17 protein-coding genes and 1 tRNA gene are annotated in these 13589 nt (G+C 48.9%); 9 read left to right on the top strand and 9 right to left on the bottom strand.

Annotated features, from left to right (window positions below):
• Positions 1 to 11 precede the first annotated feature (11 nt).
• The 3 genes from NB647_RS01335 to glyA all read right to left on the bottom strand — a co-directional run bounded on the left by NB647_RS01335 (position 12) and on the right by glyA (position 3130).
• A complete protein-coding gene (locus NB647_RS01335; RefSeq protein WP_269264766.1) occupies positions 12 to 647 on the bottom strand; it encodes a riboflavin synthase in 636 nt (211 codons plus the stop codon).
• A gap of 6 nt (positions 648 to 653) precedes the next feature.
• Positions 654 to 1778, bottom strand: a complete 1125-nt coding sequence (ribD, locus tag NB647_RS01330; protein WP_269283766.1) for a bifunctional diaminohydroxyphosphoribosylaminopyrimidine deaminase/5-amino-6-(5-phosphoribosylamino)uracil reductase RibD — start codon at positions 1776 to 1778, stop codon at positions 654 to 656.
• Between the two features lie 104 nt (positions 1779 to 1882).
• Positions 1883 to 3130, bottom strand: a complete 1248-nt coding sequence (glyA, locus tag NB647_RS01325; protein WP_269283764.1) for a serine hydroxymethyltransferase — start codon at positions 3128 to 3130, stop codon at positions 1883 to 1885.
• A 291-nt stretch (positions 3131 to 3421) separates the two neighbouring features.
• Between glyA and NB647_RS01320 the strand changes: the two genes are divergently transcribed.
• From NB647_RS01320 to NB647_RS01305, 4 genes are all read left to right on the top strand, one after another.
• Positions 3422 to 3604: a 4-oxalocrotonate tautomerase gene (locus NB647_RS01320; protein WP_269283763.1), complete on the top strand. Its 183-nt coding sequence runs from the start codon at positions 3422 to 3424 to the stop codon at positions 3602 to 3604.
• On the top strand, positions 3592 to 3948 hold the full coding sequence (locus NB647_RS01315) for a hypothetical protein (RefSeq protein WP_269283761.1): 357 nt from the start codon (positions 3592 to 3594) through the stop codon (positions 3946 to 3948). Before NB647_RS01320 ends, NB647_RS01315 begins: the two co-directional genes overlap by 13 nt.
• 214 nt (positions 3949 to 4162) lie before the next feature.
• Positions 4163 to 4564 carry a hypothetical protein gene (locus NB647_RS01310; protein WP_269283760.1) on the top strand — a complete coding sequence of 134 codons (402 nt, stop codon included), beginning with the start codon at positions 4163 to 4165 and terminating at the stop codon, positions 4562 to 4564.
• A gap of 42 nt (positions 4565 to 4606) precedes the next feature.
• A complete protein-coding gene (locus NB647_RS01305) occupies positions 4607 to 5143 on the top strand; it encodes a YMGG-like glycine zipper-containing protein (RefSeq protein WP_269283758.1) in 537 nt (178 codons plus the stop codon).
• 46 nt (positions 5144 to 5189) lie between these two features.
• On the opposite strand, the gene NB647_RS01300 is transcribed toward NB647_RS01305, so the two are convergent.
• A complete protein-coding gene (locus NB647_RS01300) occupies positions 5190 to 5618 on the bottom strand; it encodes an OsmC family protein (RefSeq protein WP_269283757.1) in 429 nt (142 codons plus the stop codon).
• 216 nt (positions 5619 to 5834) lie between these two features.
• On the opposite strand from NB647_RS01300, the gene NB647_RS01295 reads away from it, so the two are divergent.
• Positions 5835 to 6503: a UPF0149 family protein gene (locus tag NB647_RS01295; RefSeq protein ID WP_269264759.1), complete on the top strand. Its 669-nt coding sequence runs from the start codon at positions 5835 to 5837 to the stop codon at positions 6501 to 6503.
• A 51-nt stretch (positions 6504 to 6554) separates the two neighbouring features.
• Here NB647_RS01295 and NB647_RS01290 read toward each other — a convergent pair whose 3' ends face one another.
• From NB647_RS01290 to phnC, 4 genes are read right to left on the bottom strand one after another with little or no spacing between them, the layout of a single operon-like run.
• The gene (locus NB647_RS01290) at positions 6555 to 7550 is read right to left on the bottom strand and encodes a phosphonate dehydrogenase (RefSeq protein WP_269283756.1); all 996 of its coding nucleotides are present in this window, start codon (positions 7548 to 7550) and stop codon (positions 6555 to 6557) included.
• A gap of 15 nt (positions 7551 to 7565) precedes the next feature.
• A complete protein-coding gene (phnE, locus tag NB647_RS01285; protein ID WP_269283754.1) occupies positions 7566 to 8369 on the bottom strand; it encodes a phosphonate ABC transporter, permease protein PhnE in 804 nt (267 codons plus the stop codon).
• A 16-nt stretch (positions 8370 to 8385) separates the two neighbouring features.
• On the bottom strand, positions 8386 to 9243 hold the full coding sequence (gene phnD / locus NB647_RS01280) for a phosphate/phosphite/phosphonate ABC transporter substrate-binding protein (RefSeq protein WP_269264756.1): 858 nt from the start codon (positions 9241 to 9243) through the stop codon (positions 8386 to 8388).
• Positions 9244 to 9252: 9 nt separating this feature from the next.
• Positions 9253 to 10044, bottom strand: a complete 792-nt coding sequence (gene phnC, locus NB647_RS01275; protein WP_269283753.1) for a phosphonate ABC transporter ATP-binding protein — start codon at positions 10042 to 10044, stop codon at positions 9253 to 9255.
• Positions 10045 to 10047: 3 nt separating this feature from the next.
• Between phnC and NB647_RS01270 the strand changes: the two genes are divergently transcribed.
• The 3 genes from NB647_RS01270 (at position 10048) to NB647_RS01260 (ending at position 12187) form a co-directional block, all read left to right on the top strand.
• Positions 10048 to 10722 carry a hypothetical protein gene (locus NB647_RS01270; RefSeq protein ID WP_269283751.1) on the top strand — a complete coding sequence of 225 codons (675 nt, stop codon included), beginning with the start codon at positions 10048 to 10050 and terminating at the stop codon, positions 10720 to 10722.
• Between the two features lie 306 nt (positions 10723 to 11028).
• Positions 11029 to 11523, top strand: a complete 495-nt coding sequence (gene tsaA / locus NB647_RS01265; protein WP_269283750.1) for a tRNA (N6-threonylcarbamoyladenosine(37)-N6)-methyltransferase TrmO — start codon at positions 11029 to 11031, stop codon at positions 11521 to 11523.
• A 163-nt stretch (positions 11524 to 11686) separates the two neighbouring features.
• Positions 11687 to 12187 (top strand): DUF4186 domain-containing protein, encoded by a 501-nt coding sequence (locus NB647_RS01260; RefSeq protein ID WP_269264752.1) that lies wholly within the window; start codon positions 11687 to 11689, stop codon positions 12185 to 12187.
• Positions 12188 to 12319: 132 nt separating this feature from the next.
• Here NB647_RS01260 and NB647_RS01255 read toward each other — a convergent pair.
• A tRNA-Thr gene (locus tag NB647_RS01255) sits at positions 12320 to 12395 on the bottom strand.
• 154 nt (positions 12396 to 12549) lie between these two features.
• Here NB647_RS01255 and NB647_RS01250 point away from each other — a divergent pair.
• Positions 12550 to 13284, top strand: a complete 735-nt coding sequence (locus NB647_RS01250; RefSeq protein ID WP_269283749.1) for a DsbC family protein — start codon at positions 12550 to 12552, stop codon at positions 13282 to 13284.
• Positions 13285 to 13589: the final 305 nt, after the last annotated feature.

Below are 13589 nucleotides of genomic sequence, written 5' to 3'. Positions count from 1 at the left end.
GATTTCCCGTTTCACCGGCCTGAATCAGGCGATATTTTTCCGGCGGTCAACATCCGCTCGACGTATCGGGCAATCAGGTCGATTTCCAGATTGACTTCCGAACCTTCCGCCAGATTCCGAAGCGTCGTGACTTCAACAGTATGCGGAATCAGGTTGATCGAAAAAAGGCATCCCGTTTCCGTATCCTGAACCTTGTTGACAGTCAGCGATACACCATCAACCGCGACGGAGCCTTTATAAGCCAGAAATTTCCCGAGAACGGCAGGAGCTTCCACGACCAGCTCCCACGATTCGGCAACAGGAGCGAACCGGCGTACGGTACCGACACCATCCACATGACCGGAAACAAGATGCCCCCCCAGCATATCGCCCAGTGCCAGCGCTTTTTCGAGATTGACTTCATGCACTTTGTCCAGACCGGTGGTTCTGTCCAGACTTTCACGCGACACATCAACCTTGAAACGGTTATCCGTTCTTTCGACGACCGTCATGCATGCGCCATTAATCGCGACAGAGTCGCCGACCCTGATTTTCTCCATCGGCAAATCGCCTGCATCGATTTCAAGGCGGACTCCGGCATTTTTATCCTGTCCTTGCGGAGTAACCGATCTGATTTTCCCGACAGCTTCGACAATTCCTGTAAACATACTCCCTCAATCCGTCAATCTGGCCAAAATCCTCAAATCATGACCAATCGGTACAATTTCATGAAAATCAAACGCGATCCTGTCGGCCAGTCTGTCGATCTGATTCAGGCTAAGCATGTTTTTGCCACTGCCGAGAAAACACGGTGCCAGATAAATCAGCATTTCATCGACATATCCTGCCTGAATCAGGGCGCCATTCAAAGTCGCCCCCGCCTCGACATGAATTTCGTTGATCTCCTTTTCTGCCAGCGTTTTCATCATTTCCGCCAAGTCCACTCTTCCCGTATCGTTAATGGCAGAAAAAACCTGAACCCCTCTTTCCTGCATGGCATCGATTTTGGTCGGGGATGCATTGGCCGAAAAGATCCAGGTCACACCATCCTGAATAATCCGGGCGTCCAGCGGCGTTTTCAGCTGACTGTCGACAACAATACGCAGCGGTTGCCTGACGACTTCCGGCAAACGGACATTCAGTTTCGGATCATCCTTGATAACCGTTCCGATACCGGTCATCACCGCATCGGCCCTCATCCGCCAGCGATGGCCGTCTTCCCGTGCCGCTTCCGACGTAATCCACTGGCTTTCTCCGTTGGACAATGCCGTTTTGCCATCCAGACTGGCCGCCACTTTCATCCTGACCCAAGGTCTTCCCCGTTCAATACGGGAAAGAAAACCCCTGTTCATTTCCCGTGCTTCGGCGGCCAGTACACCACAGACAACATGAACTCCGGCCAACCGGAGTTTTTCAAGCCCTTTTCCGGCAACCAGACCATTCGGATCTTCCATGGCCACAACAACCTGCGAAACGCCGGCCCTGATCAGGGCATCCACACAGGGTGGTGTCCGTCCGAAATGGGCACAGGGCTCCAGCGTGACATATACCGTCGCTCCCTGACAACTCTCCCCCCGGCCGGCGGCATCATTCAGCGCTTCGATCTCGGCATGATTTCCTCCTACCGGCTGAGTAAACCCTTCACCGACAATCTGTCCGTTCTTAACGATGACACAACCGACTTTCGGATTCGGCGAAGTCAAAACCGAACAGTTTTTGGCCAGTTCCAGTGCGCGTTTCATGAAAAACTCGTGACCCGTCAGGGATGACCGGCTGGCAACATCGTTTAATTCGCTCATGCTTTCTATCTGCGGAAATTGGTCTCAAAAGCTCAAACAGCATTTTAACCGATAAAAAAAGCCACCTGTAAAACAGGTGGCTCCAATCCTCGCAAAAGAAAATCCTAGCGCTGGTAAACCGGGAATGCCGTGGTCAGTTTCCTGACTTCCGCACGAACCCGTTCAAGGGTAGCCGGATCTTCCGGATTTTCGATCACATCCGCCAGCAAATTGCCGACCATTGCGGATTCCGCTTCCTTGAAACCACGCGTCGTCATAGCCGGACTGCCCAGACGGATGCCGGATGTCACAAACGGAGTCTGCGGATCGTTGGGAATCGCATTCTTGTTGCAGGTAATATGACCGCTGTTCAAAATCGTCTCTGCCTGACGCCCAGTGATATTCTTACTTTGCAAATCAACCAGCATGACATGGGATTCCGTGCGTCCGGAAATGATACGGAAGCCACGGTCGATCAGCGTTTCCGACAAGACAGCGGCATTTTTGATGACCTGTTCCTGATATGTCTTGAATTCCGACTGCAACGCTTCCTTGAACGCGACGGCTTTCGCCGCAATAACATGCATCAGCGGGCCGCCCTGCAACCCCGGAAATACGGCAGAATTGATTTTGCGTTCGAATTCCTGTTTCATCAGAATGAAACCGCCTCTCGGTCCGCGCAGCGATTTATGCGTCGTGGAGGTCACGAAATCAGCGTAAGGCACCGGGCTGGGATAGACACCTGCCGCGATCAGACCGGCATAATGGGCCATGTCCACCATGAAATAGGCACCGACATCCTTGGCCACCTTGGCAAAACGTTCAAAATCGATACGCAGGGAATAGGCCGAGGCACCGGCAATAATCAGTTTCGGCTTGTGTTCATGAGCCAGCTGTTCCATTTTGTCGTAGTCGATTTCCTCTTTTTCATTCAGACCATAGGAAACGACATTGAACCACTTGCCCGACATGTTCAGTGCCATGCCATGAGTCAGATGCCCTCCTTCTGCCAGCGACATTCCCATAATGGTATCGCCCGGCTGCAACATGGCCAGGAAAATCGCCTGATTGGCCTGGGAACCGGAATTGGGCTGGACATTGGCTGCTTGTGCACCGTACAGTTTCTTGACACGATCCAGTGCCAGCTGTTCGGCGATATCGACATATTCACAACCGCCATAATAACGTTTGCCGGGATATCCTTCCGCATATTTGTTCGTCAGTTGAGAACCCTGTGCCTGCATGACGGCCGGCGAACAATAGTTTTCGGAAGCGATCAGTTCGATATGATCTTCCTGACGGGTATTCTCACGCAAAATAGCGTCCCACAGCTCCGGATCGACCTGAGCGAGGGTCTGGTCTTTAGCAAACATGTCCTACTCCAATGATAGAAAGTGCACTTCTCGGCAATATCGGAAAATGGTTCTGAAAAATTCAGCGCCCCAGATAAACTTCCCTGCAAGACTTTTTACAGAGAAGCCATAAACAAACCGGTAAAAATAGGAAGGGATTTTACAAGAACCGCCTTCTTTCGGCAAGGTAACCGGACATGACGATTCCTTTAACTTCTTGATTTTATAAACTGTTCAAAGTGGCCTACTCCAGAAAGCCAGCGTATAATCCGGCAAACCGTTCCAAATACTCATCAACAATCAGGAAAAATCATGCCAACAATCAACATACAACTTTTTGAAGGCCGTACGGTAGAACAAAAACGGGAACTGGCCAAAGCCATCACGGAAGCGACCTGCAAAACACTGAAATGCGACCCGGGCGCCGTCGATATCATCATGCACGACATCAAAAAAGAAAACTGGGCCACAGCCGGAAAACTGTGGTGCGACTGATCCATTACAGGCAGACCATGAAAGGGTTACCGGCCATAACGAACGGTAACCCGCTTCCCGAATACCGTTTTGCGGCCATCCAGGCGGAAAGCGACGCTCGCTGTACCGGCATACCACGCAGCACGACAGAAATCGTTTCATCCACCAAGGACAAACTGTGTTCCCGAACTTGTAATCACGGCAAACCTCCATTCGTCGCGCCCATCCGGCCACGAAACGAACTGATCTTGTGCATGCCGGCAATGCAAAATCACCTGACCTGCTCCGGTTCTCCTTCCATGACAAACCGATATGAGCGTTTTGCACTCGGTCAGAAAAAATCCGGCTTCCAAATAAAACCGTGAAATATCATCCCCGACAAAGATCTGATACATTGAACCTTTGACGGATAACCCCCTCCAACTCCAAAAACAAAAAAACGGGATGGATACGAGACTCCTTCTCTTTTTGTTACAAAGTCCTACACAACCTGTTTTTTCGTCATAATTGGCGGATAATGAAGGCGATTTCTGTCCTGGAGGACATCACTTTTTCATGCATATGGACAAGGGACTTATCATGAAACGCTTTATAACCGTTCTGCTTTCTGTTTGCGTGCTGAGTCTTGCATCAGAAAGCGCCCTGGCCGACCGGAGACCTCCACCACACCGGCCACCACCTCCGCCACGCCATCGTCATTCGCGAACATCGGTAGGTATCACGTTCGGCGCGCCCTTATGGACTTATCCGGCTTATTCGCCCTATTATCCCTATTACTATCCGTACGGACCATACTATCCCTATCCTTCGCAAACGGTCGTCATCCAGTCGACTCCGACACAATATATCGAGAAAAACGAAGGGGATAGCGCGGAATATTACTGGTACTACTGTCCAGACCCGAAAGGATATTATCCCTACGTTCCGAAATGCAACGCCGCCTGGCAAAAAGTCATCCCTTTCCCGCAAGAAACGCAGTAACCGTTCCCCTGATATAGCCTATGCAACCTGATGGAGCAAAATATGTCTTTCAACGCCAAACACGCCCTGCTTTTATTGCCTCTTGCATTGGTTGCCTGTTCATCAATGCCCTCCGGACCGAACGTCATGGTCCTGCCTGGCAGTGGAAAAACGCTGGAACAATTCCAGGCCGACGATTTCTTCTGTCGCCAGTACGCTTCCATGCAGATCGGGACCAATGCCAATGAAGTGTCCGTAAACAGCGGCGTCAAAACCGCCGCTTTGGGAACGGCGCTGGGCGCCGCTTCAGGCGCCATGATCGACGGTGGACATGGCGCCGCTGTCGGTGCCGGTGTCGGACTGTTGCTTGGCGGCGTTACCGGTGCAAGTGCCGGAAGTGCCACAGGTTACGAAGCCCAGATTCGCTACGACAACGCCTACCAGCAATGCATGTATGCAAAAGGAAACAGTATTCCTGTCACAACCAATTATTCCCAAACCGGAAATACCGCGAACTCGCCCAAACAGGATAATTACGGTCCACCGCCCAATACCCAATCCCCTCCTCCGGCAAAATACGTGATTCCCGGCAGGAAATAGGTTATTTTCAGGACGATTCCGGATGGAATCGTCCTGTATCAAGCGCTCATTCCTGATTCAGCCTGGCATCAACGGATATGTCCGCATCAAGCAATCTAGAAACAGGACACCCTTCCTTCGCCTGTTTCACCGCTGTTTCAAACGTACTTGAGTCGCAACCCGGAATACGTGCGGAAACATCAAGATGAATTCCGGTAATGGAGAAACCTTTATCCGTCTTTTCCATTGTCAATGTCGCCATTGTCCGTATTTCATCAGGAATCACTCCTGCCGCACCAAGCCGCCCTGACAGATCCATCGTAAAACAGCCGGCATGAGCGGCAGCGATCAACTCTTCCGGATTGGTTCCGCCACCTTCCTTGAAACGCGCTGTAAACGAATAGGGTGTTTCAGACAAGGTTTTGCTTTCTGTCGAAAGCGATCCCTTTCCGTCTTTCAATCCTCCCGACCAGACAGCCGTACCTGTACGATTCATATTACCTCCCGATATCTCGACAAATCTCTTCCAACTGCCTACGCAAAAAATCCCATCCCAAACGATCATACGCAAAACAGCATGATTGCCATTGATCTTCGGCAGCGAGCGGTTATTTATTCCACTAATACCTGTCTGCGTGTACATGTGCCGAAAAACTATTGTTATACTAGCTGCAAATGTCACCAATTCCTTTAACCTCTATTACAGCCACTTATGTCCAATCAAAATTCCGATAACGAAAAAGAAAACGCTGCTGCCATGCTCAGCGCACTTGACGATTTTCTGAACCACAAGGAAACATCGCCCAAGCTGTCCAACCAGCAACTTGACGCATTGGAACATTACCTAGATTCACATGCCTCTGAAAATGCCATGCACATGGAAGTACTGGACGGTTTTCTATGCGCTCTCATCACCAGTCCGGTCCCTGTCAGTGCAAAAGAATATCTTCCTGTTATTTTCGGTGGCAAAATGCCGGAATTCAAAAACCAGGAAGAATCCGACCAGATCATGGGAGCACTCGCCCAGCATTGGGAACACATCGATTCCGTCCTGAAACGCAACGATGAATATTATCCATTCCTGTATGCCGACCCCGATGGCAAATGCGGCGCGAACGAATGGGCATATGGATTCATACTGGGAATGGACATGCGCCGCGACAGCTGGAAAGAAATGGTTGAAGCCGGCAAACAGGAAGGCTTGTTGACTCCCATACTGACCCTCTATTCAGAATATATTCCCGAAATATCCGGATGCCAGCAAATTCCTGCCGACGAACGGGAAGAACTGGTTACAAAAATGATTTCCAATCTTCCCCGAATCTATGAACATTTCGAAGAAGAACGGGAAAAAAACAAAAGTTCGTCATCTCTGCACTGAAAAAACTAAAGGACAGCTTATGCTGTCCTTTTTTCCAGAATCCTGTCTTGCTCAACAGATATCATTTACCTTCCCTTCGGGAATTTTGCCATCCAGTGCCTGAAAAATACTCCGGGTGCAATAACGTTCAATTTCTATCCTGACATCATCTACGGCCGACCCCAGATGTGGGGTGAAAAATGTTTGCGCCGTATTCTCCAGCAATGCCTTCGGGATCGAACGGGGACGGTCCGGACGAATCCAGTCTTCCATTTCAAAAACATCGGCCGCATACCCTGCAAGATGCCGCTTTTCAAGAGATTCGACAACGGCCATTTCATCAACAACCGAGCCACGGCAGGCATTGACCAGATAACTGCCTTTCTTCATCCTTGCCAATGCATTTCTGTCAAACAAATGAAACGTCCGGTCCGTCAACGGCAGCAAAGGGATAACGATATCGCTTGAATCCAGCAATCCTGAAAAGGTCACTTTCGTAAGCCCAAGCTGTTCTTCTTCATCAGGCGGCAGTGAAATTTCATCAGAATAAACCAGATTCATGCCAAACCCTTTCAAGCGTTCAGCAACAGCTCTGCCCACAAGCCCCAAACCGACAATACCGGCTGTCCGCCCGTACAATCCGAGCCCATAAAGTTCCGGGCGCCACCCGGCAAATTGTCCACTCCGTATATGCCTGTCACCCTCAAGCATATTCCTTGTGATACCCAGAACCAGGCCTACTGTCAGTTCTGCTGTAGGAATCGTCAAGAGATCCGGTGCGATAGTCAGCCATACACCATGACGGGTACAAGCATCCACATCAAAATTGTCGAATCCTTTCAGGGCCGCAGCGATAATTTTCAATCTGGGACAGGCCTTCAGAAAGGCCTCGTCAATACAGTCCGGCATGAAAGCCATCAAGGCATCGGCATCTTTCGCCCTTTCCAGCAATACCTCTCTCGGAAGTGTTTTCCGGCCCGGATTGGCGACGACTTCAGCCTTTTCCCGCAGCAATTCGATAATTTCCGGGTGAACCCAATGAGTCAATACAACTTTAGGCTTATTCATTTTCCACCTCGATCCCTATTGTGTTTTCCTGCGCAACCACGAACCGAATACATCAACAAAAGTGACCATCAACAAAATGACGATCAGAATGGCCGATACTTCCTGATATTGCATGATCCGCAAGGAACCGATCAGTTCGAACCCGATGCCTCCGGCTCCGACCATTCCCATGACAGTCGAAGCGCGAAAATTATATTCCCAACGATAAATGGCCGTATCAGCCATTTGCGGAAATACCTGCGGAACAATGCCATGAAAAATGACTTGCAAAGGGCTGCAACCGGCGGCTCTTGCCGCTTCAACTGGTGCCGGATCAACATGTTCGATCGCTTCCGCAAAAAACTTGGCAACCATACCGACCGAATGGAAAGCCAGTGCAAGAACTCCGGGCAACGCTCCGAATCCGACCGCAGCGACAAAGACAATACCCATAATCAGTTCCGGAATGGAACGCAGACCATTTAAAAAACCGCGGCATAGATGGAAGACCAATGGATGCGGACTGGTATTTCTGGCCGCCAATATCGCCAGAGGCAACGATAACACGACTGCTATCGCTGTTCCGGCGACACTCATCGCCAACGTATCGACAAGTGGTCCGCCCCAATCCTTCAACCGGGAAAAATCGGGCGGAAACATTTCGGAAACCAGACTGGCCAGACTCGGCGCTCCATCGGCAAGCCTTTCCACATCGAACAGGCCGGCATAATAACAACACCCTGCAACGACAATAGCAAGAATCGCAAAAGTCACCAGAAAGCGGTTCCATGCATGTCGACAGGCATTCAGAAAAGGAGAAAATTCAGCGGAAACAGACATATCACCCCCTGATCAATCAGAACTTTGACAAATCCAGTTTCAGCAAACTGCCCAGATTACGGACAACATCGTAATCCTTGTCCGTTACGGCACCGAACCCTTCTGCCTTGAATGGTTTCAATATAGCCGGATCATTTATTTCCATAAAGGCACTTTTGATCTTCTGTTTCAGCTGCGGATCCAAATCCGAACGCATGGTCCAGGGATATTGCGGAAAGGGTTCCGATTCAGCAATGACTTTGACTTTCTCCGGTTTGATCATGCCACGCGAAACCAAGGTCTCGAATATGGGTTTGCTCAAACCGCCGGCCTGTGCATGACCGTTCTGAACCGACATGGCAACTGCGTCATGCGCTCCGACAAAATGTTCCCTGTAATTCTGTCCGGCATACAGTTTTTTCTCCGCCAGCATCGATTTCGGAATCAGATGACTGGAAGTGGACGCCTTGTCACCGAAAGCCACATCTTTTCCTGCAATATCCTCAATCCTGTCTATTCCGGCAGAAGTATTGGCGATCACTACCGCCTGATAGGTCGTTTTTCCTTTTTGCCTGATCGCGGCAAAAGGTTCGATTTCGCTTTTCTGTTTGGCGAGAACATAGGAAAGCGGACCGAAATAAGCCAGATCCAGGCGACCATGACGCATGGCTTCAATCATGGACGAGTAATCAGTGGTAACGATCAGTTGAACTTTCCTGTCCAGTTTCTTTTCGAGATATTCCTGGAGTGGACGGTTTTTCTTGATAATCGTTGCAGCATTTTCGTCCGGTAACAGAGCCACTTTCAATGTGGATGGATCCGGATTGACCGCATTCGCCATAACAGTAACCAATGAAAAAAACACGGCACAACATGCTGATATGAATTTCTTCACAATGACTCCTTAACTCGCTAATGGAAGGGAAAAATTCGGCAACGGGTCCGCCATTGACGCTTCTGTGCCGGAACGTCTGTTCCTGTAAAGCTCTTCAATTCCGGCTTCGGTCAACGTTTCGGGAACACCGTCAAAAACGACGCGACCTCCAGCCAGACCGATAATCCGGTCTGCATATTTCCTTGCCAGATCAACCTGATGCAGACTGACAACCGCGGAGATACCGTCTTCACGACAAATAGAATGCAGCAACTCCAGCACTTCATCCGCTGTTGCAGGATCAAGACTTGCAACCGGTTCATCTGCAAGAATGGTTTTGGGTTGTTGCGCAAGCACTCTGGCAATACCGACCCGCTGTTGCTGGCCGCCACTCAACTGGTTTACCCGACACAGTGCCTTGTCAAGCAACCCTACCCGTTTCAGGCTTTGCAGCCCCAATTTCTGCTCTGCCTCCGATAGCGGGAACAGAGAACGCAAAACAGAGTGATACCCGAACCTTCCCATCAAAACATTCTGAAGCGCCGATTGCCTTTCGATCAATTGATGCTGCTGGAAAATCATCCCTGTTTCACGACGAAGTTTCTGCAGTGCTTTTCTGTTCCAGTTTCCATCGAAACCGGAAACACGCACCCGACCGCTAATTCGGGAATGCATCAGGTTAAGGCATCTTAGAAAAGTGGATTTTCCCGCACCGGATGAACCGAGCAGAACGGTAAACTGTCCTTCATGGATTCCGAGAGAAACCGGATGCAAGGCAACCGTATCTTCATATCTGACACTGACATTTTCCAATTGAATCATGACATGGATGCTCCTTGGTTGAGTCCATATTCAAACGGACTATTGAACAGCGCCATGTTAGAAAAACAATGTGTCAATCCTGTGACGGATTTCCTATCTTCCTCCCCCCCAAAAAAAACGGCTGATGCATTTGCATCAGCCGTTTTGAGAAACTCTTTCAAATCAGGAAAATACAAAATAAAGCGCCATACATTCAGTGAAAGCCAAACCGCACAGCCACATGACCAGCTGCTTCCAGTAGTTCTCTCTCCAGAACGGATTGCCTGTTTTTTTGTCTTTATACCCATAAAAAAAACGTACACCACTCCCCAAAACAAGCAACGTGATCAAAGCCATATTCGTTGGCGCGAAAGCCTCCAGTTTCTGCTGCGTCTCCATGCTGAAAGGCTGGCTATTCAGGTACCAGGCATAGGAAAGTCCGACAACCAGAAAAATGATATTCAAAATAGCCAAACGCGAGAAAGATATATATTTTTTAAGCGATTCCATTCGCGACGACCCGGAACGCCTGACCGGACCAGGATTGCTTTTTTCCGCTCCTTCATGATTGTTTCTCGTCCGCCGCAGTTCCCTGCATCCGGGACAATACCGTGCACGAGGATTGCCCACAAAGGACTTTCCACAATCCAGACAAACTTTTTTTTGCGCCAGCTTAGTCATACAACTCTCGTCAATTGAACCGTTAAACCGTTAATTCTCTCCAGGAACTGAACCGCACAGAAGATAGCACCGGTCAAAATATGAATTATACTTTGAAATATATTGCATAACCGGCAAAAAGAATCCATCAGGCAATACCAGTGATCGGGCAGGACTTTTCCATCTGCCGAAACGACTTATCCGCAAAAAAGCATCCCGGCAAAAGATACACTATCCGATTCTCCCGTAAAAAAGGATACAGACAACAGAAACACGGTTAACCACTCCGGCAAACTACTTTCATTTACCACAAACGACTGAAAAAATTTCCGACAGCGACCCACCATGAATCTCTCTTTCTCACCCGTCGGCATTATCCACAGTGAGCACTACAACGCTATTGAAACACCTGCTCAACCTGTTTTCGCACAAGACTGCTACGGAACCGTTGAGGTCTTTCCTGAATTCACCGAAGGATTAAAAGACATAGAAGGCTTTTCCCATCTTTATCTGATCTACCACCTGCACAATGCAGGCAAACCGAAACTGATCGTCAAATCATTCCTGCAAGACATGGAACATGGTATTTTTGCAACACGTACACCACTGCGTCCCAATGCAATCGGCCTGAGCATTGTTGAATTGCTGAAAGTCGAAAACAACATTCTGCATATTCGTGGCGTCGACATACTGGACAAAACCCCGGTTCTGGATATCAAACCCTATGCCGCCCGTTTCGACCATGTTTATGCCACCCGAAACGGCTGGCTGGATGATGTGGACGAAAAAACAGCCTTTATCCGGGGTAGACGGCAATATAAACCATCACGGCAACACTAATGCAAATATCCGGATACATCGGTCACGATATCGAAAAATGCGTTCCGGACGGCCACATGTTTTTTTCGTATCACGCCCGACAAAAGGAAATTCCGGCTCGCACCCCTCTTCCCTGTCATCGATCCGCTTCCCGATTCATATGAGCCATTCACAAAAATCCGGCATGAAGCCAACCCAAAAGGATTTCTGGGAAGACAGTCCGAATATTGCTTCCGTTCCTTCCCCCCATGATCCGGTACACAGCGAAACACCCGGAACGGAGAACTTCACGATCCGACACGATCATCTGGTCGTACTGCCCGACAGGGAACATTTCTTTCAGGAACGGCTTGTCGCCCTTTCACATTCAGCATTCAGGAACAGTTTCAGGCTGAAACAAAAGGAATTGCAGTATATTCAGGACAAGGGCCTTGAAACCGTAGTCCGACATGCACAGGATTTTGTCCGGACCCGTCTGGCACCGGCAAAAATACCCAACGATGGCAAACAGACTCCCATGCGCGGCCACCCCGTATTTATCGCACAACACGCAACAGGCACCTGTTGCCGGAACTGCCTACGAAAATGGCACGGAATAACGCCCAACACGGCATTATCACGACAACAACAGGATTACGTCGTCACCATGATCATGGTATGGATACAGAAACAACTGAATCGCTGAAAAACTTCGAACCAGGCCTTTTTTCAAAAGACCAACGAGGACGTTACAGGGCGACAAAAACAAAAAAAGCCGCGTAAACTGTTGAATTTACGCGGCTTAAAAGACATCTTGGGATGGCTTTGGATTATTCTCTGGTGCTGATGAGAGGAGTCGAACCTCCGACCTACTGATTACGAATCAGTTGCTCTACCAACTGAGCTACATCAGCGAAACGTGAATTGTAACAAAAAAATCACGAACTTGTCGTTTTTCATTATATAAGATTGCTTTTTCTTGCGCACACGAGAAATATCTGAAGGCAATGATAGCCAAGACTGCCCGCTTGTCCTATCCTTTGCAAAAATTATCCTAGGAACTTTTTCATGAACAGTCTGTTTTCACATTTCATACAACGTTTCATACCGGTAGTGTTTTTGTTGTTCGGGCAGATTGTATTCGCATCGTCTTCTCCCGAAACCACGATCCAGCAGCGATTCAGGGAATATCTTGGCGTGGATGTCAAGAAAGAAACCATTGTCAAAACACCCTACTCAGGATTGTATGAAGTCCAGATCGGAAACAATCTCGTCTATACGGACAAACAGGCGCAATATTTGTTTGTCGGAAGAATCATGGACCTTCAAACCAAAAAAGACTATACGGACGAGAAACTCCGGAAAATTACCATCGTCGATTTCTCTGACCTTCCAAAAGACCTGGCCATACAGATCGTCAAAGGAAACGGAAAAGGGAAAATAGCTGTTTTTTCCGATCCGAACTGCCGCTATTGCAAACAACTTGAATACAATCTGCGCAATGTCGATGATGTAACAATTTATCTGTATCCATACAACATCCTTTCCGAAAAGTCGGTAGAAATTTCCAGAAATGTCTGGTGTTCCGGCAACCCGGCACAGACATGGAAAAACTGGATGATCAACGACAAAATGCCGGAAAAGGCAAAGAACGATTGTACATTCCCGGATAAAAAAATTCGTGAACTCGGCCAGAAACTGAATATCAAAGGAACTCCGACGATTTTCTTTACTGACGGGACGCGGGTTCCGGGCGCTGCCGATGCCGACGAAATCAACAGAAAACTGAAGTCCTTGCCCTGAAATCATCCATTCCATCCGCTCCTGACAGGACCGGATGGAATTTCCGCCATTTCATTTCCCAAGCCCGACAGACAATCCGGACGATAACAAACAGATCAAGGCAATGACAACCATGAAAAAGCTCGGAAAAAACCATTTTTTCCGAGCTTTCGAATACGGATTCCAACATGCCAAACCCCAAACAGACGATTGATTCTTCGCCGCACCGGCAATCCCCCTCTCCAAACTGAATCATGAAAGCGGCATACCGAATCGCGGGGCCCATTCGATTCCAGTATAATTTTCATCTTCACACCTGTTTTTTA

Origin of the sequence: Oxalobacter aliiformigenes, assembly GCF_027116575.1 — a bacterium.
GTDB lineage: Bacteria > Pseudomonadota > Gammaproteobacteria > Burkholderiales > Burkholderiaceae_D > Oxalobacter > Oxalobacter aliiformigenes.
The sequence above is the reverse complement of the archived record's forward strand: the minus strand, read 5'-3'. Positions and strand labels throughout refer to the sequence as shown.